We start from the raw sequence: 20,134 nt of genomic DNA, 5'->3' as shown, positions 1-20,134 counted from the left end.
GTGACCGAGAACGCTCAGCAGCAGCCACCCGCGCCCGACTCCGAACTGCCGACCCAGTACGCGCCGGCCGATGTAGAGGGGCCGCTGTACGAGCGCTGGGTCGAGCGGGGTTACTTCGAGGCCGACGCGAAGAGCGAGAAGCCGCCGTACACCGTCGTCATCCCGCCGCCGAACGTCACGGGCAGCCTGCACCTCGGGCACGCCTTCGAGCACACCCTCATCGACGCCCTCACCCGCCGTAAGCGGATGCAGGGCTACGAGACGCTGTGGCAGCCCGGGATGGACCACGCCGGTATCGCCACGCAGAACGTCGTCGAGCGGGAGCTGGGCAAGGAAGGCAAGTCCCGGCATGACCTCGGCCGGGAGGCGTTCGTCGAGCGCGTCTGGCAGTGGAAGGCCGAGTCCGGTGGCCAGATCAGCGGTCAGATGCGGCGCCTCGGTGACGGTGTCGCCTGGTCCCGTGAGCGCTTCACCATGGACGAGGGCCTCTCCCAGGCCGTCCAGACGATCTTCAAGAAGCTGTACGACGACGAGCTGATCTACCGCGCCGAGCGCATCATCAACTGGTGTCCGCGCTGTCTGACGGCCATCTCGGACATCGAGGTGGAGTACCAGGACGACGACGGCGAGCTGGTCTCCATCACCTACGGCGAGGGTGACGAGACGCTCGTCGTCGCCACGACCCGCGCCGAGACGATGCTCGGTGACACGGCCGTCGCCGTCCACCCCGACGACGAGCGGTACCGGCACCTGGTCGGCAGGAACATCAGGCTGCCGCTGACCGACCGCTCCATCCCGGTCGTCGCCGACGCGCACGTCGACCCCGAGTTCGGCACGGGCGCCGTCAAGGTCACCCCGGCCCACGACCCGAACGACTTCGAGATCGGCCAGCGGCACGGCCTGCCGTCCATCGCCGTGATGGACGAGCACGCCGTCATCACCGCGCACGGCCCCTTCCAGGGCCTGGACCGGCTGGAGGCCCGCTCGGCCATCGTCGCCGCCCTGCGCGCCGAGGGCCGGATCGTCGCCGAGAAGCGGCCGTACGTCCACTCCGTCGGCCACTGCTCCCGCTGCAAGACCACCATCGAGCCGCGCCTGTCCATGCAGTGGTGGGTCAAGGTCGGCCCGCTCGCGAAGGCCGCCGGGGACGCCGTCCGCGACGGCAAGGTCAAGATCCATCCGCAGGAGATGGAGAAGCGGTACTTCGACTGGGTCGACAACCTCCACGACTGGTGCATCTCGCGCCAGCTGTGGTGGGGCCACCGGATCCCGGTCTGGTACGGCCCGGACGGCGAGGTCGTCTGCGTCGGCCCCGACGACGAGCCGCCCACCGGCGAGGGCTGGCACCAGGACACCGACGTCCTCGACACCTGGTTCTCCTCCGGCCTGTGGCCGTTCTCCACCCTCGGCTGGCCCGGGCAGACCGAGTCGCTCGCGAAGTTCTACCCGAACTCCGTCCTGGTCACCGGCTACGACATCCTCTTCTTCTGGGTCGCCCGGATGATGATGTTCGGCCTGTACGCGATGGACGGCACCCCGCCGTTCCACACCATCGCCCTGCACGGCATGGTCCGCGACCAGTTCGGCAAGAAGATGTCGAAGTCCTTCGGCAACGCGGTCAACCCGCTGGACTGGATGGACAAGTACGGCTCCGACGCCCTGCGCTTCACGCTCGCCCGCGGCGCCAACCCCGGCGTCGACGTCCCGATCGGTGAGGACTGGGTCCAGGGTTCCCGGAACTTCGCCAACAAGATCTGGAACGCCACCCGCTTCGCGCTGATGAACGGTGCGACGGTCCAGGGCCCGCTGCCGGAGCCGTCGGCGATGTCGGCGACGGATCGCTGGATCCTGTCCCGGCTGAACTCGGTGGTCGCCGAAGTCGACGCCCACTACGAGGACTTCCAGTTCGCGAAGCTCTCCGACGCCCTCTTCCACTTCGCCTGGGACGAGGTCTTCGACTGGTACGTCGAGCTGTCCAAGACCGTCTTCCAGGCGGGCGGCGAGCCGGCCGAGGTCAGCAAGCGCGTCCTGGGCGAGGTCCTGGACGTCACCCTCCGGCTGCTGCACCCGGTGGTCCCGTTCGTCACCGACACCCTCTGGACCACCCTCACCGGCGGCGAGTCGGTCGTGATCGCCGAGTGGCCCACGGACTCGGGCTTCCGGGACCGGGCCGCCGAGCGGGAGATCGAGGCGCTCCGGTCCGTCATCACCGAGGTCCGCCGCTTCCGCGCCGACCAGGGCCTCCAGCCCGGTCAGCGGGTCCCGGCCCGGCTGACGCTCGACGGCACGGCCCTCGCCCCGCACGAGGCCGCCATCCGCCAGCTGCTCCGCCTCCAGCCGGAGGGCGACGCCTTCACGGCCACGGCGACCCTCCCGGTCGCCGGCGCCGAGGTCGCCCTCGACCTGTCCGGCACGATCGACGTCGCCGCGGAGCGCAAGCGGCTCGCGAAGGACCTCGCCGCCGCCGAGAAGGAGATGGCCCAGGCGAACGCCAAGCTCGGCAACGAGGCGTTCCTCGCCAAGGCCCCGGAGAACGTGGTCGACAAGATCCGCGGCCGCCTGGCCAAGGCGGAGGAGGACATCGCCCGCCTCCGGTCCCAGCTGGACAGGCTGCCGCAGGCGTAGGCGCCCGTACGCCGTCGAAGGCTCCCGCGGCCGCGAGGCTCCGGGAGCCTTCGCATGCCCCGGGGCCGGGCGCTCCCGCAGGCCGCGCGGATGTCCCGACGGGGCGCGGGCAGCCGCCCCGACCGGCCACGACGCACCCGCGGCCGGCTCACGGGACGAGCCACCCCGTACCTGCGCCCCGGAGCCCGCGCCCGCTCCGTAGACTGGCACCGTGAGCGACCACCCCGGCACCAGTGACACCCCCGACCCCCTCGACGCCTTCGAGGAGCTGATCGCGGAAGAGACCGACCGCGACCCCGACCTCGCGGTGATCGAGGCCGGCAGCCGCACCCTGCGCACCCAGGGCGGCGGCTCCCCGCAGGCCGACGTACCCGGGCGCCCGGAGGACCCGGAGGTCGACAAGGCCCTGCGCGAGGTCGAGACGGAGCTGGCCACCCGCTGGGGCGAGACCAAGCTGGAGCCCTCGGTCGCCAGGATCGCCGCGCTGATGGACGTGCTGGGGGAGCCGCAGCGGGCGTACCCCTCGATCCACATCACGGGCACCAACGGCAAGACCTCCACCGCCCGCATGATCGAGGCCCTGCTCGGCGCCTTCGAGCTGCGCACCGGCCGCTACACCAGCCCGCACGTGCAGTCGGTCACCGAGCGGATCAGCCTGGACGGCGCCCCCGTCTCCGCCGAGCGGTTCGTGGAGACGTACCACGACATCAAGCCCTACGTGGAGATGGTCGACTCCGCCCAGGAGTACCGGCTGTCCTTCTTCGAGGTCCTGACCGGCATGGCGTACGCCGCCTTCGCCGACGCGCCCGTCGACGTCGCCGTGGTCGAGGTCGGCATGGGCGGCTCCTGGGACGCGACGAACGTGATCGACGGCGACGTCGCCGTCATCACCCCCATCGACCTGGACCACACCGACCGCCTCGGCGGGACCCCCGCGGAGATCGCCGTCGAGAAGGGCGGCATCGTCAAGCAGGGCGCGACCGTCATCCTGGCCCAGCAGCCGGTGGACGCGGCGCAGGTGCTGCTGAAGAAGGCCGTCGAGGTGGATGCCACGGTCGCCCGTGAGGGGCTGGAGTTCGGGATCGTCGCCCGGCAGGTCGCCGTCGGCGGGCAGCTGGTCACGCTGCGCGGTCTCGGCGGCGAGTACCCCGAGGTGTTCCTCCCGCTGCACGGTGCCCACCAGGCGCACAACGCGTCCGTCGCGCTCGCCGCCGTCGAGGCGTTCTTCGGCGTCGGCGCGCAGCGCGCCGAACCGCTGGACATCGACACCGTGCGCAAGGCGTTCGCCGCGGTGACCTCGCCGGGCCGTCTGGAGGTCGTACGGCGCTCCCCGACGGTCGTGCTGGACGCCGCGCACAACCCGGCGGGCGCCGAGGCCGCCGCGGAGGCGGTGCGGGAGGCGTTCGACTTCAGCCGGCTGATCGGGGTCGTCGGCGCGAGCGGCGACAAGAACGTGCGGGGGGTGCTGGAGGCCTTCGAGCCGATCTTCGCCGAGGTCGTCGTCACGCAGAACTCCAGCCACCGGGCCATGGACGCGGACGAGCTGGCCGCGATCGCCGTCGAGGTGTTCGGCGACGAGCGGGTCCAGGTCGAGCCGCGGCTGCCCGACGCCCTGGAGGCGGCGATCACGCTGGCCGAGGAGGAGGGCGAGTTCTCCGGCGGCGGTGTGCTGGTCACCGGTTCCGTCATCACGGTCGGCGAGGCCCGGCTGCTGCTGGGAAGGGGCTGAGAATCCCGTGCGTACGCTCTGTGCATCGACGCTGATCGGCGAGTTCTTCATCATCGGCTTCGCCGGGCTCGTCGCCATGAAGGACCCGGACCTGTCCATGACGACCGTGTGGCTGGTCAGCGGCATCGCCATGCTGCTGTGTCTGCTGCTGTGCGGCATGGTCACCCGGCCCGGCGGAGTGGCCCTCGGCTGGGCCCTCCAGATCGCCCTGATCGCCTCCGGCGTCTTCGTCCCGACCATGTATTTCATGGGCGCGGTCTTCGCGGCCCTGTGGTGGGCATCGGTGCACTTCGGGAGAAAGGTGGACGAGGCGAAGGCGCGTTTCGCGGCGGGGGCCGAGTCCGCCTCCTCCCCGGTTGACGCTGCGTGACAGGTGCTCCGACACGCCCTGTAATCTCGTCCCACCGCACCCGTCCGCCGCGTAAGGAGCCCTTCGTGAGCCAGCGCACCCTTGTCCTCCTCAAGCCCGACGCCGTCCGTCGAGGCCTGACCGGCGAGATCATCAGCCGTATCGAGCGCAAGGCCGGCTGGCAGATCACCGCGCTGGAGCTGCGCACCCTGGACCAGGACACGCTGGAGCAGCACTACGGCGAGCACAAGGGCAAGCCGTTCTACGAGCCGCTGGTGGAGTTCATGTCCTCCGGCCCGGTCGTCGCGCTGATCGTCGAGGGTGAGCGGGTCATCGAGGGTGTGCGGCAGCTGGCCGGCCCGACCGACCCGATCGCCGCCGCGCCCGGTTCGATCCGCGGTGACTTCGGCGTGATCGTCCGCGAGAACCTGATCCATGCCTCCGACTCCGAGGAGTCGGCCGAGCGCGAGGTGAAGATCTTCTTCCCGGGCCGCGCGTAACACCCGCGGGCCGGGTACCGGCGATCGAGGGAACGCACGTCCCCGAACGCCCCTCTCCACAAGCGAGGCGGCACGCCATCTGGTGACAATGGCGGAGACCCTCGCGCAGTGTTCGTGCAGGCGCGTTTACGATGGAAGCCTTCACGTCACAGCACCCGCCTCGCCGTCCTGACATGCCCTCAAAAGCTCAGGAAGGCCAGATGAATCCGGATGGGGAACTCAATGTCGTTCATCGGCCGTGACATGGCTGTCGACCTCGGGACCGCCAACACGCTGGTGTACGTCAGGGGACGCGGGATCGTACTGAACGAGCCGTCCGTCGTGGCGATCAACACCAACACGGGTGGGATCCTCGCGGTCGGTGCCGAAGCGAAGAAGATGATCGGCCGGACGCCGGGCAACATCGTGGCCGTCCGCCCGCTGAAGGACGGCGTCATCGCCGACTTCGAGATCACCGAGCGCATGCTCCGCTACTTCATCCTGAAGATCCACAAGCGGCGGTACCTGGCCCGGCCGCGGGTCGTCGTCTGCGTGCCCTCGGGCATCACGGGCGTCGAGCGCCGCGCGGTCATCGAGGCGTCGTCCCAGGCCGGCGCCCGTCAGGTGCACATCATCGAGGAGCCCATGGCCGCCGCCATCGGCTCGGGTCTGCCGGTCCACGAGGCCACCGGCAACATGGTGGTGGACATCGGCGGCGGCACCACGGAGGTCGCCGTCATCTCCCTCGGCGGCATCGTCACCGCCCAGTCGATCCGCGTCGCCGGCGACGAACTGGACAACGCGATCATCCAGTACATCAAGAAGGAGTACAGCCTTCTGCTGGGTGAACGGACGGCGGAACAGATCAAGATCACGATCGGTTCGGCGTACGAACTCGACACCGACGAGCACACCGAGGTCCGCGGCCGGGACCTGGTGTCCGGGCTGCCGAAGACCGTCGTCATCTCGGCCGCCGAGGTCCGCAAGGCGATCGAGGAGCCGGTCAACGCGATCGTCGACGCGGTCAAGACGACCCTCGACAAGTGCCCGCCGGAGCTGTCCGGCGACATCATGGACCGGGGAATCGTCCTGACCGGCGGCGGCGCGCTGCTGCGCGGGCTCGACGAACGGCTGCGCCGCGAGACCGGCATGCCGATCCACATCGCCGAGGACCCGCTGGACAGCGTGGCGCTCGGCTCCGGCAAGTGCGTCGAGGAGTTCGAGGCACTCCAGCAGGTCCTGGACGCCCAGCCGCGCAGATGACGCGACTCCTCCGGTCCGCCGTACGAGATGTTCTCCTCTCGTGCGGCGGATCGTTGACATAGAGGCATAAGCTCCCACGAATGGGCCTCCCGGGCCGACGCCGCGTCACGCGCGTTCCCCAGGGGCCCCAGCATTCCTACTTGAGGAAGGGCACGGCCGCCGCACGTGAGGGACACGAAAGAGAGCCGGCTGCTCCTGGTCCTGCTGGTCGCCATCGCGTTCGCGCTGATCACAGTGGACATCCGCGGGGGCCGCAACTCCCCGGTCGACGGCGCCCGGCAGGCCGCCGCCACGGTGTTCGGCCCGGTCGAGAACGGGTTGTCCTCCGCGGTCGACCCGGTCGGCAACGCGGTCTCCGCGATCCGGGACTCCGGCAGCCGGCACGACCGGCTCGCCGCGCTGGAGAAGGAGAACGCGGCCCTCAAGGCGAAGCTCGGCAGCGACGACCGCAACCGCAGCCGCCTGCGGCAGCTCGACAGCCTGCTGAAGACCGCCGGCGAGGGGCAGTACGGCGTCAAGGGCGCCCAGGTCATCGCCATAGGCTCGGCCCAGGGCTTCTCCTGGACCATCACCATCGACGCCGGCGCCGACGACGGCATCAAACGGGACATGACCGTCCTCAACGGCGACGGCCTGGTCGGCCGGGTTACCACCGTCGGCCCCAGCACCTCCACCGTGCTGCTCGCCAACGACCCCGACTTCACCGTCGGCACCCGCATGGAGGGCGACGACGAACTCGGCTTCGCCTCCGGGCAGGGCGACCGCCCGCTGCGCGTGGAACTCCTCAACGGCAAGGCGGAGGTGAAGAAGGGCGACCGGCTCGTCACCTTCGGCTCGCAGGCCGACAAGCCGTTCGTGCCGGGCGTCCCGGTCGGCGTGGTCTCCCGCGTCGACCCCTCCGGCGGCGGCCTCACCCGCACCCTCTACGTCACCCCGTACGTGAGCTTCACCAAGCTCGACGTCGTCGGAGTGGTCGTGTCGGCCCCGAAGAAGGACCCGCGGGACACCGTGCTCCCGGCCAAGTCCCAGCCGCACCCGACGCCGACGGTGACCGTCACGGTCACCCCGTCCGCCGGCGCTCCCGCCACCGAACAGCAGCAGTAGGAGCTGAATCCCATGCGTGTCAACCGGATCCTGCTCTCCAGCGCACTGGTCGTCGTGGCCCTGGTGATCCAGGTGAGCGTCCTGGCCCGGCTGCACCTGCCGGGCGCCGTCCCCGACCTGCTGCTGCTCACCGTCCTCGGTCTGGCGATGGTGTACGGCCATGTCGGCGGCGCCCTCGTCGGGTTCGGCGCCGGCCTGCTGGCCGACCTGGCGCCCCCCGCCGACCACGCGGCGGGCCGCTACGCGCTCGTGCTCTGCGTCACCGGCTACGCCGCCGGGCTCATCAGGCCGGAGAACGGCCGGCTGAAGTCGGCGACCGGCCCGATGGCCGTCGTGGCCGCCGCCGCCGTCGGCTCCACCCTGCTGTACGCCGGGGTGGGAGCCCTGGTCGGCGACACCGCCGCCCGCCATGTCGGCCTGCCCGGCCTGCTGTTCTCGGCCGCCCTGTACGACCTGCTGCTCGCCCCGTTCGTGGTGCCCGGGGTGATGTGGCTGGCCCGCCGCGCCGACAACGACCCGCTCAACGAGACCGGCCCCGCGGCGACGGCCGGTGACATCTCCTCGGGCTGGCTGTCCTCCGGCACCGGCCTGCGCGTCGGCGGCCGGCGCGGCGGGGTCGGCGCCCTGAAGGCCAAGGCCCGCACGCGGTCCGCCCGGGTCGGCCGCATCAAGGGGGTCAAGCGGCTGTGACCGCCTCGAAGTTCACCCGAACGGGTCAGCTCGCGCGGAACGCCGGCGCAGCGGCCGGCCGTTCCTCATGCGTACACCCGCAGCTGGTCCGCACGGAAGCGCCGCGCGCCCACGCGCCCCGCACCGCGCCCGGCGCCCGCACATCCGCACAGGGAGAGGGGGAGACACCGCAGTGACCAACATCCCCGAGACCGGGAGGACCCCACGGGTCCAGATCCGGCTCGTCGTGATCCAGATCCTCGTCCTCTCCCTCCTCGGCACGCTCGGCGGCCGGCTGTGGTACCTCCAGATCCGGGAGGGCGCGGCGTATCAGAAGGAGGCCTCCGGCAACCACGTCCAGCAGGTCGTCGACCCCGCCGTGCGCGGCGACATCCTGGACGCGCGGGGCGTGCCCCTCGCCGACAACGAGACCCGCCTGGTCGTCTCCGCCTCCCGCACCGACCTGCTGAAGCAGAAGGACGACGGCAAGGCCGTCCTCACCAAGCTGGCCGGCGTCCTCGGCATCACGCCCGCGGAGGTCATGCAGAAGGTCCGGCTGTGCGACGCCAAGACCCCCCAGCCCTGCTGGAACGGCTCGCCCTACCAGCCGATCCCCATCACGGACGAGGCCACCGCCAAGCAGGCCCTCCAGATCCGCGAGCGCTCCGAGGACTTCCCCGGCATCACCGCCGAGCCCGAGGCCGTCCGCCGCTACCCGGCGCCCGGCAAGTCCAACAGCGCGCAGGTCCTCGGGTATCTCTCGCCCGTCACCGACTCCGAGATCCAGCAGGCCCAGCACACCGACTCGCCCTACCTGCGCTCCGACATGGTCGGCCGTTCCGGCCTGGAGCGCCAGTACGACAAGGTGCTGCGCGGCAAGGCCGGCGTCACCCGCTACGAGGTCGACAACCTCGGCCGGGTCATCGGCAAGGCCAAGTCGGACGCGTCCGAGTCCGGTTCGAACCTGGTGACGAGCATCGACTCCCGGGTCCAGCGGGTCGCCGAGTACGAACTCGACAAGGCGATGAAGGTCGCCCGCCAGCAGTACGACAAGATCACCGGCGAGAACTACAAGGCCGACTCCGGTGCCGTCGTCGTGATGGAGGCCAAGACCGGCCGGATCGTCGCGATGGCCTCCGCGCCGACCTACGACCCGAACGTATGGGTCGGCGGCATCTCCGGCAAGGACTACAAGGCCCTCACCGGCAAGGACTCGGACTACCCCCTGCTCAACAGGGCCATACAGGGCCAGGCCGCCCCCGGCTCCACCTTCAAGGTGGTCTCCACGGCCGCCGCGGTCGAGGCGGGCTACGCGTTCGACGGCCGCTACCCCTGCACCAGCTCCTACTCGGTGGGCGGCCAGGTCTTCAAGAACTTCGAGGGCGAGAACTTCGGGCCGATCTCCCTCGGCCGCGCCCTGGAGGTCTCCTGCGACACCGTCTTCTACGGCCTCGCCGACCGGGAGTGGAAGCGCGACGGCGGCATCAACCCCAAGAAGGGCCGGCCGAAGGACTACTTCTTCAAGGCCGCCCACCAGTTCGGCCTCGGCGCCGAGACCGGCGTCGACCTGCCCAACGAGGTCACCGGCCGCGTCCCGGACCGCCAGTGGAAGCTGAACTACTGGAAGGCCAACAAGGACGCCTGGTGCCGGTCCGGCAAGAAGGACGGCTCCTACGTCGAGAAGATCGCCTACGAGAACTGCCTCGAGGGCAACAAGATGCGCGAGGGCGACGAGATCAACTACTCCATCGGCCAGGGCGACACCCTCGTCACGCCGATCCAGGAGGCCGTGATCTACGGCGCCGTCGCCAACGGCGGCACGATGTACCAGCCGACCATCGGCAAGGCGGTCATCAGCGCCGACGGAAAGACCGTCCAGGAGATCAAGCCGAAGAAGCGCGGCAGGCTGCCGGTCAGCCAGGCCACCCTCAAGGGCATGAACGACGCCTTCGCCGGCGTCATCACCCGCGGTACGGCCGCCTGGAAGTTCGGCGGCTGGCCGCAGGACAAGATCCCGCTGCACGGCAAGACCGGCACGGCCGAGGTCTACGGCAAGCAGACCACGTCCTGGCTGGCCACCTACTCCAAGGACTACACGGTGATCATGACGATCGCCCAGGCCGGTACGGGTTCCGGGGCCTCCGGTGAGGCCGTCCGCAACATCTACAGCGCGCTCTACGGCGTCCAGGCCGACGGCACCGTCGACAAGAAGCGCGCGATGCTGCCCGAGCCGCAGCAGGGCCTGCCCAAGGTCCGCCCGGACGGCACCATCGCCGCCCCCAAGGTCACCGGCGACCCGGCGAAGGACGCCGAGGCCGCCCAGAAGAACAACCCCACCAACGGCGGCGACCAACAGCCCGCGGGCACCACCCCGCCCACCACGGGCAACCGCAACACCCGCAGGACCCGCAGACGGTCCCGCGGGACGGGAAGCCGGAGGATGCCCCGATGACCGGCACGAACAGCTTCTCCGTCTCCGGGTACGGCCCCGAGCGGGCCGGCTGGACCAGGATCTTCGCCCGCGACTCGCTGACCCGCCGGCTGGACTGGCCCATACTGCTCGCCGCCACCGCCCTGTCGCTCATGGGCTCGCTGCTGGTGTACTCGGCGACCCGCAACCGCACCGAGCTGAACCAGGGCGACCCGTACTTCTTCCTGTTCCGGCACCTGATGAACCTGGGCATCGGCATCGCCCTGATGATCGCCGTCGTCTGGCTCGGCCACCGGGCCCTGCGCAACGCCGTGCCGGTCCTCTACGGCCTGTCGGTGCTCCTCGCCCTGGTCGTCCTCACCCCGCTCGGCGCCACCATCAACGGCCAGCGCAACTGGCTCGTCATCGGCGGCTTCTCGCTCCAGCCCGCCGAGTTCCTCAAGGTGACGATCATCCTCGGCATGGCCATGCTGCTGGCCACCCGGGTCGACGCCGGTGACAAGCCGTACCCGGACCACCGGACCGCGTTCCAGTCCCTGTGCCTGGCCGCCGTACCGATCCTGATCCTGCTGCTCATGCCGGACCTCGGCTCGGTGCTGGCCATGGTCGCGATCATCCTCGGCGTGCTGCTCGCCTCCGGCGCCTCCAACCGCTGGGTGTTCGGCCTGCTCATCGCCGGGGTGATCGGCTGCATCGCGATCTGGCAGCTGCACATCCTGGACGAGTACCAGATCAACCGGTTCGCGGCGTTCGCCAACCCCGACCTCGACCCGGCGGGCGTCGGCTACAACACCAACCAGGCCCGCATCGCCATCGGCTCCGGCGGGCTCACCGGCGCCGGGCTCTTCCACGGCTCCCAGACCACCGGCCAGTTCGTGCCCGAGCAGCAGACGGACTTCGTCTTCACGGTCGCGGGGGAGGAGCTGGGCTTCGTCGGTGCCGGTCTGATCATCTTCCTGCTCGGGGTCGTCCTGTGGCGCGCCTGCCGGATAGCACGTGACTCCACGGAGCTGTACGGGACGATCGTCGCCGCCGGGATCGTCGCCTGGTTCGCCTTCCAGGCCTTCGAGAACATCGGCATGACCCTCGGCATCATGCCGGTCACCGGTCTGCCGCTGCCGTTCGTGTCCTACGGCGGCTCGTCGATGTTCGCGGTCTGGGTGGCGCTGGGCCTGTTGCAGTCGATCAAGGTGCAGCGGCCGATGTCCGCGTAGGCCCGCGGCGGCCCCCTGCCCCGCCGGCGCCCCGGGCACTAGATTCGAGGCATGGCGGACGCGAAGCGCGAGATCGAGCGCAAGTACGAATCCGACGGCAGCGGCCTCCCCGACCTCACCGGAGTCGCCGGGGTGGCGGCCGTCCTCGACCAGGGCATGGCCGAACTGGACGCCACCTACTACGACACCGCCGACGAACGCCTGGCCGGGGCCTCGCTCACCCTGCGCCGCCGCACCGGCGGCCCGGACGCCGGCTGGCACCTGAAGTTCCCGGTCGCCCCCTCGGTCCGCGACGAGATCCGGGCCCCGCTGTCCGACACCGTCCCCGAGGAGATCGCCGCCCTCGTCCGCTCCCGCGTCCGGGACCGCGAGCTGATCCCCCTCGTCCGGCTGCGCTCCGACCGCGACGTGCGCCACCTGGTCGACGCCGACGGCACCCTGCTGGCCGAGCTGAGCGTCGACGCCGTGACCGCCGAGCGGCTCACCGGCGCGGGCGGGACCGCCCGGTGGACCGAGACAGAGGTGGAACTCGCCGACGGCGGCGACCCCGCCTTCCTCGACCGGGTGGACAAACGGCTGCGCAAGGCGGGCCTACGCCCCTCCGCATCGCCGTCGAAACTGGCCCACGCCCTGGAACGCACCGCCGGTGACCGCCGCGAGCCGAACAACGGGCCCCCGGCGCCCCGGACGGCCGGCGACCACGTCCTCGCCTACCTCCGCGCCCAGCGGGACGCACTGGTCGGGCTGGACCCCGCAGTGCGCCGCGACCTCCCCGACGCGGTGCACCGGATGCGCGTCGCCACCCGGCGCGCCCGCAGCACCCTGCGCTCCTTCGGCGGCGTGCTGGACCGCGACGTCACCGGCCCCGTCGCCGCCGAGCTGAAGTGGCTCGCGGGCGAGCTGGGCGCCGGCCGCGACCAGGAGGTGCTGGCCGACCGGCTGACGACCGCCCTCGGCGCCCTGCCGCCCGGCCTGGTCACCGGCCCCGTCCCCGGACGCCTCGCCGCCTGGGCGGACCCCCGCCGCACCGGCACCCACGCCCACGTGACCGGCGTCCTGGACTCCCGCCGCTACCTCACCCTGCTGGACGGCCTGGACGCCCTCCTCGCCGACCCGCCGCTGCTGAGGGCGGCCGGGAGGAAACCGGCGAAGACGCTCGCCAAGGCCGTGCACAAGGACGAGAAGAAGCTGACCCGGGCCATGCGGCACGCGCTGCGCCTGCCGCCCGGCGAGGAACGCGACCTCGCCCTGCACGAGGCCCGCAAGAAGGCCAAACGCACCCGCTACGCGGCCGAGGCGGCCACCGCGGCCCTCGGCGCGCCCGCCCGCACCCTGACCAAGGACATGAAGTCCCTCACCACCCTCCTCGGCGGCCACCAGGACAGCGTCATGGCCCGCCGCGCCCTGCGCGAGCTGGCCGCGGTGGCGCACGCGGCGGGGGAGAGCACGTTCACGTACGGGGTGCTGTACGGCAGGGAGGAGGCACGGGCGGCCGCGGCCCAGGCGGAGCTGCCCGCGCGGTGGCGCGGGACCGGGAGGGGGGCGCTCGGCTGAGCGTTCGGGGGGAGCCGCCGGCCGGGTTACGCTGAAGGGTCCCCCCTGTCAGCTCATGAAGGTTCGCGAGATGCCTGTCGAGTCGGTTTTCCCGCAGCTCGAAGCTCTGCTCCCGCACGTGCAGAAGCCGATCCAGTACGTCGGCGGCGAGCTCAACTCCACGGTCAAGCCGTGGGACGAGTGCGATGTCCGCTGGGCGCTCATGTACCCCGACGCGTACGAGGTCGGTCTGCCCAACCAGGGCGTCATGATCCTCTACGAGGTCCTCAACGAGCAGAAGGGCGTCCTCGCCGAGCGCACCTACAGCGTGTGGCCGGACCTGGAGGCGCTGATGCGCGAGCACCGGGTCCCGCAGTTCACGGTGGACAGCCACCGCCCGGTGAAGGCCTTCGACGTGTTCGGCATCAGCTTCTCCACGGAGCTGGGCTACACCAACATGCTCACCGCCCTCGACCTGGCCGGGATCCCGCTGGAGTCCCGGGACCGCACGGTCGACGACCCGATCGTCCTGGCCGGCGGCCACGCGGCCTTCAACCCGGAGCCGATCGCCGACTTCATCGACGCGGCCGTGATCGGCGACGGCGAGCAGGCCGTGCTCGACATGACCCGGATCATCCGCGAGTGGAAGGCGGAGGGCCGCCCCGGCGGGCGCGAGGAGGTCCTGTTCCGCCTGGCGAGGACCGGCGGGGTGTACATCCCGGCGTTCTACGACGTCGAGTACCTCCCCGACGGCCGTATCGCCCGCGTCGTACCGAACCGGAGCGGTGTGCCCTGGCGCGTGTCCAAGCACACCGTCATGGACCTCGACGAGTGGCCCTACCCCAAGCAGCCCCTCGTGCCGCTGGCCGAGACGGTCCACGAGCGGATGTCGGTGGAGATCTTCCGCGGCTGCACCCGCGGCTGCCGCTTCTGCCAGGCCGGCATGATCACCCGCCCCGTCCGGGAACGCTCCATCACGGGCATCGGCGACATGGTCGACAAGGGCCTGAAGGCCACCGGTTTCGAGGAGGTGGGCCTGCTCTCCCTGTCCTCCGCGGACCACTCGGAGATCGGTGACATCGCCAAGGGCCTGGCGGACCGCTACACCGACGACAAGATCGGCCTCTCCCTGCCCTCCACCCGCGTCGACGCCTTCAACGTCGACCTGGCGAACGAGCTGACCCGCAACGGCCGCCGCTCCGGTCTGACGTTCGCCCCCGAGGGCGGCTCGGAACGCATGCGCAAGGTCATCAACAAGATGGTCTCGGAAGAGGACCTGATCAGGACCGTCGCCACCGCCTACGGCAACGGCTGGCGCCAGGTGAAGCTGTACTTCATGTGCGGCCTGCCGACGGAGACGGACGAGGACGTCCTCCAGATCGCCGACATGGCGATGCACGTCATCCAGAAGGGCCGCGAGGTCTCGGGCGCCAACGACATCCGCTGCACGGTGTCCATCGGCGGCTTCGTGCCCAAGCCGCACACCCCGTTCCAGTGGGCGCCGCAGCTGTCGGCGGAGGAGACGGACGCGCGCCTGGAGAAGCTGCGCAACAAGATCCGCGGCGACAAGAAGTACGGCCGCTCGATCGGCTTCCGCTACCACGACGGCAAGCCCGGCATCGTCGAGGGCCTGCTCTCCCGCGGCGACCGCCGGACCGGCGCGGTCATCCGCGCCGTCTACGACGACGGCGGCCGCTTCGACGGCTGGCGCGAGCACTTCTCCTACGACCGCTGGATGGCCTGCGCGGACAAGGCGCTGGCCCCCTTCGGCGTCGACGTCGACTGGTACACCACCCGCGAGCGCACCTACGAGGAGGTCCTGCCCTGGGACCACCTGGACTCCGGCCTGGACAAGGACTGGCTCTGGGAGGACTGGCAGGACTCCCTCGACGAGACCGAGGTCGAGGACTGCCGCTGGACCCCGTGCTTCGACTGCGGCGTGTGCCCGCAGATGGACACGGCCATACAAATCGGCCCGACCGGCAAGAAGCTCCTGCCACTGACGGTCAAGAACGCGGCACCGACACCGGCTTCGGGCGGCCACACGCACTGAGGTGAGCGAGGACGAGGCGGCCGCTGCGCCGGCTGCGGTCGGCGCGTCGCCCCCTCACCCGTCGGCGCCGCCCCGCCGGAAGCCGTTGCGCGGGCGATGGAAGTGCCCCGCACATCGTCTCCGAGGTTGAGCGGGTCTGAGGCTCATTGCAGGCAGTTCCTCCGACCGCCTTTGACAGGTCGCTGTCTGGGCCCGACCGGCCTTCGGGCATGCTCGCCTAGCCTCTCTGTGCGACGGGCGCAGTTGGCGTTGCTGGAGGTGCGATGAGGGAGTTGCTCTACCTGTCCAGTGCGAAGCTCGGAGAGTTTCTGCCGGAGGGCAGCGGCGGATTCATCAAGCGGGCGCTAGAGGCAGAACTATCGGCCTTCGGACCGGGGTACGTCTAACGGCGGGCGGCCCCGGCCGCTGAGGAGTCGCGCGGGCAGCGATTAGAGCGCCTCGTGGACCGTCTCGGCGGCCCGGAACGCGACAACTGCCCCTGCCGACGACAGGAGCCGGCCCCATCCGGGTCGCCCGCAGCCCTGCGCCTCGGTGAGTCTTTCGTATGATCCTGGAGTCAGTTGAGAGGTGAGATGCCGACATGGTGGGGGGTACGGCATGGGGGCACCAGGCACGAGCGTGGGTGAGAACGGCGGCCCCGACCTGCGGGTGTCGTCCGAGGGCCTGACCAAGCTCGCCGATGACCTCGGCGAGATGCAGGACCACCTGGACAAACAGATCAAGCGCATGGATGAACTCGTCGACCGTATCGAGGCCGGCTGGCGGGGGCCGGCGGCGACGGCGTACCGGGAGTTCCATCGTGCTGCCGCGGGCGACGCCGTACGTATCCGGGAGGTGGTGAAGGGCCTGGAGCAAGCTGTTCGGATGAGTCGTGACGGCTTCAGCGCCGACGATCTGCATGTGCTCGAACAGATGCGTCGGATCCACGTGGATGTCGACAGCGAGGTCGACAAGCTCTCCACGCCGAATGCGGGAGCGGGCGACGATCTGGTTCGTCCGCGCAGCAACCTGGACGGTTTCTGACGCTCGCAGCGCCACGTGCCGGCCTGGCAAGCACTGTCACCGACTTCAGGGGGGAATTATGTCGACTGGTGCCGACGGTGACCACATCTCTGTCTCGTTCGCCACGTTGCATGAACTGGCCGTCGAGCTGGAAGACATCCTCAAACAGCTCAGCGGCAAGCTGGACGACCTCTATGAACGCGTCGAACCGGTTGTCCTGTCCTGGAAGGGTGAAGCCCGCGAGGTCTTCGTCGAGAAGCTCGACGAGTGGGACCGCTCTGCGCAGGACTTGCAGGCGGCACAGAAGTGGCTGCACCAGTACGTCACCACCGGCCACGCCAATTACGCGGCAGCGCACAGAGCGGTCCTGCGCGGCTGGGGAGCCGCGTGATGGCCACCTCGGCGGCCCCCGGGCAGGGGAAGATCGATGTGACGCCGTCGGTCCTCTACCAGGTCTCCTCGAACGTGGCCGGCCAACAGGACCCTCTCGACCGGGGGATCAAGGCGTTTGTCGATGAGTTGGCACGGTACCCCGACGGCGGCGGCAATGGCTCGGCCATGAAGGACTTCACCCAGGCCTACGTGAAAGTCGCCAATCGATTCCTCGAGGTGTGGGCCAAGGCCGTGGTGAGCGTCGGTGGTGCCGGCGTCGGATTCACCAGCACTGCCAACAACTACGCCGCGGCTGACGCCGCCACACACCCTTCACCAACTGGCCATGCGACCCAGCGCCCCCTTCCGCAGGTGATCGACACACCACCCAGGTACGGGCCGGTCACCGATTTCAAGTGGGGGGACTTCGACGCCGGCCAAGACTTCGCACAAAAAGCCCTGGAAGGGCTGGAAGCCGTGGTGCTCGCCATCCTGCGCCCTCTGCTGGAACACGAGTGCCGTTGGGGCAAGGCGGCGAGGATCCTCCCACTGCCCAATCACCTGCGGCTGTACAAGGTCTCTGAGGCGTGGAGGATGCCGCAGACCACGCTCAGCATGGTGGACGGGATGCTGACCAGCTTCATTGGCGGCATCACCGACCAGTCCAACCAGGAGTGGTACGACGCCATGCGGCAGTTCTGCAGCACGCTGTGGGGCACGTCCGCCTGGGGACAGAACCGAGACGGCTACGACTGGGCGAACGACGGCGCGCGCAAGAGAGGCACCAGCCACCCGGTCTTCGCCGTCCTGTTCGACACCTGTGAGGCCATGGTCGATGCCGTGTACAACGTGGCCCAAGCGGCGGAAGACGTTCGCGACGACCTGCACCGGATCTATCGACAGGCCGTGCTGGACAGCATCAAGCAGCTCGATCCGCGAGAATTGGACGTCACGGACGCCAAGAGCCTGGTGAAGGGACTGTGGCACGCGGGAAAGGGCCTGGTCGCGGATGTATCGGTCGGTATCGTCCTGAACATCGACGAAGGCGCCATGAATGACGCCGTCGCCGCCTACGACAACCGGGTTCACCGTCAGGTTCGAGGCATCAAGGACCTGATGTCGGCGCTGGACGAGGCGTACACGAGCGCCCCGACGTTCATCGCGGAATCCGCCCGCGCCGAGGCGTTCGGCGCGCGGGCCCTGACCGACTTCAAAGGAAACCCGCTGTACACCGTGCCGGGCGACAGCGAGGCCAACCACGCGTATCCAATCGACCTGGCGAGTCAAGAGGCGATTCACGGCAGCCACGTCATCGATAAACACGTAGGCAAGACCGATGAGCAGTTGGCGCAGCGACTCAGGGATCAGTCATCAATTCCCGCTGCTTCAAGCTTCACCGACCTGGCGGGCGCCCAGAAATACACGCAAGACACGGTGGAATATGTGGGCCCGTCGGCTAATTCGGGCCGGCAGAACGAAGGTGTGGACAATCAGGCAAAAATCAAGAAATGGCTTTCAAGGCCGCGCGCCGACAATTCTATTCTGAAGCTGGATCCGGTGCAGTTCAATTCTGTGACCGGGCGTACCGTTACGTCGGCGGACCCGAGGGCGGGTGCGGCGCAGGATGCGCATTCGGTGGAGGTCGTACTCAAGTACAAGAACGGCCTTCACCCGCCCTATGTGGTCTACACGTCCATGCCGAGGCTTCCGTGAGAACACCAGGGGAGGAGCTGTGACGAAAAGGAAGATGGATCTGCCGGCGTGCGTACGGGGGCGTTTTGACGAACGTCAGGCCTTCGTCGCGCTCGGGGCCCGCGGTGGCGCGGACTGGCACGACACGGTGATGGAAGTGATTCAGGGGAATCCCGTACTCCGGCAGGTCGACCGTCAGGAGTTGCGGGACAGTCTCCTCGAGGTCTCACCCGGCCAGGCCATGGAGCTAGCCGGGCTGATTTCGGTTGGATCTCTTCTGTACGGCCCTTGTACATCCCTTCGCGCACCGGATGAGAAACGCGACGCCTGCCTGCGGGAACTCTTGAGGGCGGCGGGGAATGGCGCACGTTTCTTCACCAATCATGGGCACGCGGAAGACGGTGAGGAGGGTGACTTCTTGGCCTCGTCCTTTCACGCCAACGTCCTCGCCGGGACCACCATCGACATCTGCCTGGTCGGCGTATCGGACGAGGACGTCCTGGTTCTCTGGCGTTTCGAGGACGACTAGCCGTTCGCAGTCATCCGACCGCCGCCGTCACAGCTCCCAGGAGAGGACCGAAGATGCGCACCCGTTCCGCGACATACCCCGACCGTGAGACCGCGCAGTGGGCCACCCAGCAGGTCGTCACCGCCAATGAGCAGCTGGTCCACCGCTGGCTGGCCCAGTCGACACGCTCGCGCCTGACCATCGAGGCATCCTGGCCGTCCCGGTCCGAGCCGGTCGGACGCGTCCTGCTGCAGGCGATGATGCTGGCCGGGCGGGAGCCCGTCGATGTTCGGGCCGCCCGCGTCACTCTGAAGCGGGATGCCTCCCTCCCGCACGGCTTCGCCGTCCATGCCACCTTTCCCATTTATGTGTAGCGATCGCAGAGGCTGACCACCGTGCCCCTGAGCCCTCTCGAACACGACCGCCGCTATGGCGAGCTCGACCAGGTCATGCGCGCCTACCTCGGACATCCGGCGGACGACACACCGGACAGGCCCGGCGCGGCCCTGACCGCGTACCTCCGGCAGACCTGGCACAGCCGACCGTGGGCTCTGGCCATCGCCGAGCGACAGTTGCGTGACTACGCCGAGAGGCCGCCGGGGCGGCTGCGGTTGCGACTCGGGGAGTTCTACGCAATCCCTGATGTCGGCCTTGCCGAGGGGGAGATCCAACAGTGGCTCTTCTGCCTCGCCGACCACATCAAGCGCAGCATCGAGGCGGGCGAGGTCCCGCCGCCGGCCATCCCTGCCACCCACTGGGAGTGGCAAGCCCGTTTTCCCGAGCTGGGCCAGTTCCTCGGTGGCTGGTTCTCGCAGGACATGCCCGACGAGTTCACCGACCACGCCGCGGCCGTCGAGGACTACCGCGGCTCGACAGACCCGCATGTCGTCGCCCGGCTGATCGGGGAACTGCACGAACTCCTCGCGCTCGATCTCGACGAGTCCGACTACGCCGTCGCTGTCGCCGAGCTGGGCATGGAGGTCGATCCCCCGGTCCCGTACTCACCGGATGCCTGGCTCGCACTCGTCGCCGACCTGCTCAGCGGGCCGGGCTCGCCGGACGTCGCCGGGTAAGAGCGCTGCGGCCCTCTTGTTCGAACAAGGCGGGGCCC

The 20,134-nt window shown here is 69.7% G+C and carries 17 protein-coding genes; all 17 read left to right on the top strand.

Annotated features, from left to right (window positions below):
- Nucleotides 1-2,625, top strand: coding sequence for a valine--tRNA ligase (locus ABZ117_RS01395; RefSeq protein WP_356816308.1), 2,625 nt, complete (start codon nt 1-3; stop codon nt 2,623-2,625).
- A 211-nt stretch (nt 2,626-2,836) separates the two neighbouring features.
- Nucleotides 2,837-4,354, top strand: coding sequence for a folylpolyglutamate synthase/dihydrofolate synthase family protein (locus ABZ117_RS01390; protein WP_356816307.1), 1,518 nt, complete (start codon nt 2,837-2,839; stop codon nt 4,352-4,354).
- Between the two features lie 7 nt (nt 4,355-4,361).
- Complete coding sequence (locus ABZ117_RS01385) at nt 4,362-4,724, top strand: DUF4233 domain-containing protein (protein ID WP_356816306.1); 363 nt, start codon at nt 4,362-4,364, stop codon at nt 4,722-4,724.
- Nucleotides 4,725-4,789: 65 nt separating this feature from the next.
- Nucleotides 4,790-5,203 carry a nucleoside-diphosphate kinase gene (gene ndk / locus ABZ117_RS01380; protein ID WP_356816305.1) on the top strand — a complete coding sequence of 138 codons (414 nt, stop codon included), beginning with the start codon at nt 4,790-4,792 and terminating at the stop codon, nt 5,201-5,203.
- Nucleotides 5,204-5,425: 222 nt separating this feature from the next.
- The gene (locus ABZ117_RS01375) at nt 5,426-6,445 is read left to right on the top strand and encodes a rod shape-determining protein (RefSeq protein ID WP_208036593.1); all 1,020 of its coding nucleotides are present in this window, start codon (nt 5,426-5,428) and stop codon (nt 6,443-6,445) included.
- Between the two features lie 165 nt (nt 6,446-6,610).
- Nucleotides 6,611-7,549 carry a rod shape-determining protein MreC gene (mreC, locus tag ABZ117_RS01370; protein WP_356816304.1) on the top strand — a complete coding sequence of 313 codons (939 nt, stop codon included), beginning with the start codon at nt 6,611-6,613 and terminating at the stop codon, nt 7,547-7,549.
- A gap of 12 nt (nt 7,550-7,561) precedes the next feature.
- The gene (gene mreD, locus ABZ117_RS01365; protein WP_356816303.1) at nt 7,562-8,239 is read left to right on the top strand and encodes a rod shape-determining protein MreD; all 678 of its coding nucleotides are present in this window, start codon (nt 7,562-7,564) and stop codon (nt 8,237-8,239) included.
- Between the two features lie 172 nt (nt 8,240-8,411).
- On the top strand, nt 8,412-10,670 hold the full coding sequence (mrdA, locus tag ABZ117_RS01360) for a penicillin-binding protein 2 (RefSeq protein WP_356816302.1): 2,259 nt from the start codon (nt 8,412-8,414) through the stop codon (nt 10,668-10,670).
- Entirely contained in the window at nt 10,667-11,863 is a 1,197-nt protein-coding gene (rodA, locus tag ABZ117_RS01355) for a rod shape-determining protein RodA (protein ID WP_356816301.1), read from the top strand. Before mrdA ends, rodA begins: the two co-directional genes overlap by 4 nt.
- 51 nt (nt 11,864-11,914) lie before the next feature.
- Nucleotides 11,915-13,417, top strand: coding sequence for a CYTH and CHAD domain-containing protein (locus ABZ117_RS01350; protein WP_356816300.1), 1,503 nt, complete (start codon nt 11,915-11,917; stop codon nt 13,415-13,417).
- 70 nt (nt 13,418-13,487) lie between these two features.
- A complete protein-coding gene (locus ABZ117_RS01345) occupies nt 13,488-15,449 on the top strand; it encodes a TIGR03960 family B12-binding radical SAM protein (protein ID WP_356816299.1) in 1,962 nt (653 codons plus the stop codon).
- Nucleotides 15,450-16,046: 597 nt separating this feature from the next.
- Entirely contained in the window at nt 16,047-16,472 is a 426-nt protein-coding gene (locus ABZ117_RS01340; protein ID WP_356816298.1) for a WXG100 family type VII secretion target, read from the top strand.
- 58 nt (nt 16,473-16,530) lie between these two features.
- Nucleotides 16,531-16,842: a WXG100 family type VII secretion target gene (locus ABZ117_RS01335; protein WP_356816297.1), complete on the top strand. Its 312-nt coding sequence runs from the start codon at nt 16,531-16,533 to the stop codon at nt 16,840-16,842.
- Nucleotides 16,842-18,536: an RNase A-like domain-containing protein gene (locus ABZ117_RS01330; RefSeq protein ID WP_356816296.1), complete on the top strand. Its 1,695-nt coding sequence runs from the start codon at nt 16,842-16,844 to the stop codon at nt 18,534-18,536. Before ABZ117_RS01335 ends, ABZ117_RS01330 begins: the two co-directional genes overlap by 1 nt.
- Before the next feature lie 19 nt (nt 18,537-18,555).
- Nucleotides 18,556-19,044: a hypothetical protein gene (locus ABZ117_RS01325; protein WP_356816295.1), complete on the top strand. Its 489-nt coding sequence runs from the start codon at nt 18,556-18,558 to the stop codon at nt 19,042-19,044.
- 53 nt (nt 19,045-19,097) lie between these two features.
- Nucleotides 19,098-19,397 (top strand): RNase A-like domain-containing protein, encoded by a 300-nt coding sequence (locus ABZ117_RS01320; RefSeq protein ID WP_356816294.1) that lies wholly within the window; start codon nt 19,098-19,100, stop codon nt 19,395-19,397.
- Between the two features lie 21 nt (nt 19,398-19,418).
- A complete protein-coding gene (locus tag ABZ117_RS01315) occupies nt 19,419-20,096 on the top strand; it encodes a contact-dependent growth inhibition system immunity protein (RefSeq protein ID WP_356816293.1) in 678 nt (225 codons plus the stop codon).
- Nucleotides 20,097-20,134 lie beyond the last annotated feature (38 nt).

The sequence above is a fragment of the Streptomyces sp. NPDC006309 genome (assembly GCF_040613095.1).
In the GTDB taxonomy this organism is placed as follows: Bacteria; Actinomycetota; Actinomycetes; order Streptomycetales; family Streptomycetaceae; genus Streptomyces.
This window is presented reverse-complemented; position numbering and strand designations above follow the sequence as displayed.

Bases quoted from the DNA above. Each gene is read 5' to 3' on its own strand.
- ABZ117_RS01375 (WP_208036593.1), top strand. From the start codon at position 5,426: ATGTCGTTCATCGGCCGTGACATGGCTGTCGACCTCGGGACCGCCAAC.
- mreD (WP_356816303.1), top strand. From the start codon at position 7,562: ATGCGTGTCAACCGGATCCTGCTCTCCAGCGCACTGGTCGTCGTGGCC.
- rodA (WP_356816301.1), top strand. From the start codon at position 10,667: ATGACCGGCACGAACAGCTTCTCCGTCTCCGGGTACGGCCCCGAGCGG.
- ABZ117_RS01350 (WP_356816300.1), top strand. From the start codon at position 11,915: ATGGCGGACGCGAAGCGCGAGATCGAGCGCAAGTACGAATCCGACGGC.
- ABZ117_RS01345 (WP_356816299.1), top strand. From the start codon at position 13,488: ATGCCTGTCGAGTCGGTTTTCCCGCAGCTCGAAGCTCTGCTCCCGCAC.
- ABZ117_RS01340 (WP_356816298.1), top strand. From the start codon at position 16,047: ATGGGGGCACCAGGCACGAGCGTGGGTGAGAACGGCGGCCCCGACCTG.
- ABZ117_RS01335 (WP_356816297.1), top strand. From the start codon at position 16,531: ATGTCGACTGGTGCCGACGGTGACCACATCTCTGTCTCGTTCGCCACG.
- ABZ117_RS01330 (WP_356816296.1), top strand. From the start codon at position 16,842: ATGGCCACCTCGGCGGCCCCCGGGCAGGGGAAGATCGATGTGACGCCG.
- ABZ117_RS01320 (WP_356816294.1), top strand. From the start codon at position 19,098: ATGCGCACCCGTTCCGCGACATACCCCGACCGTGAGACCGCGCAGTGG.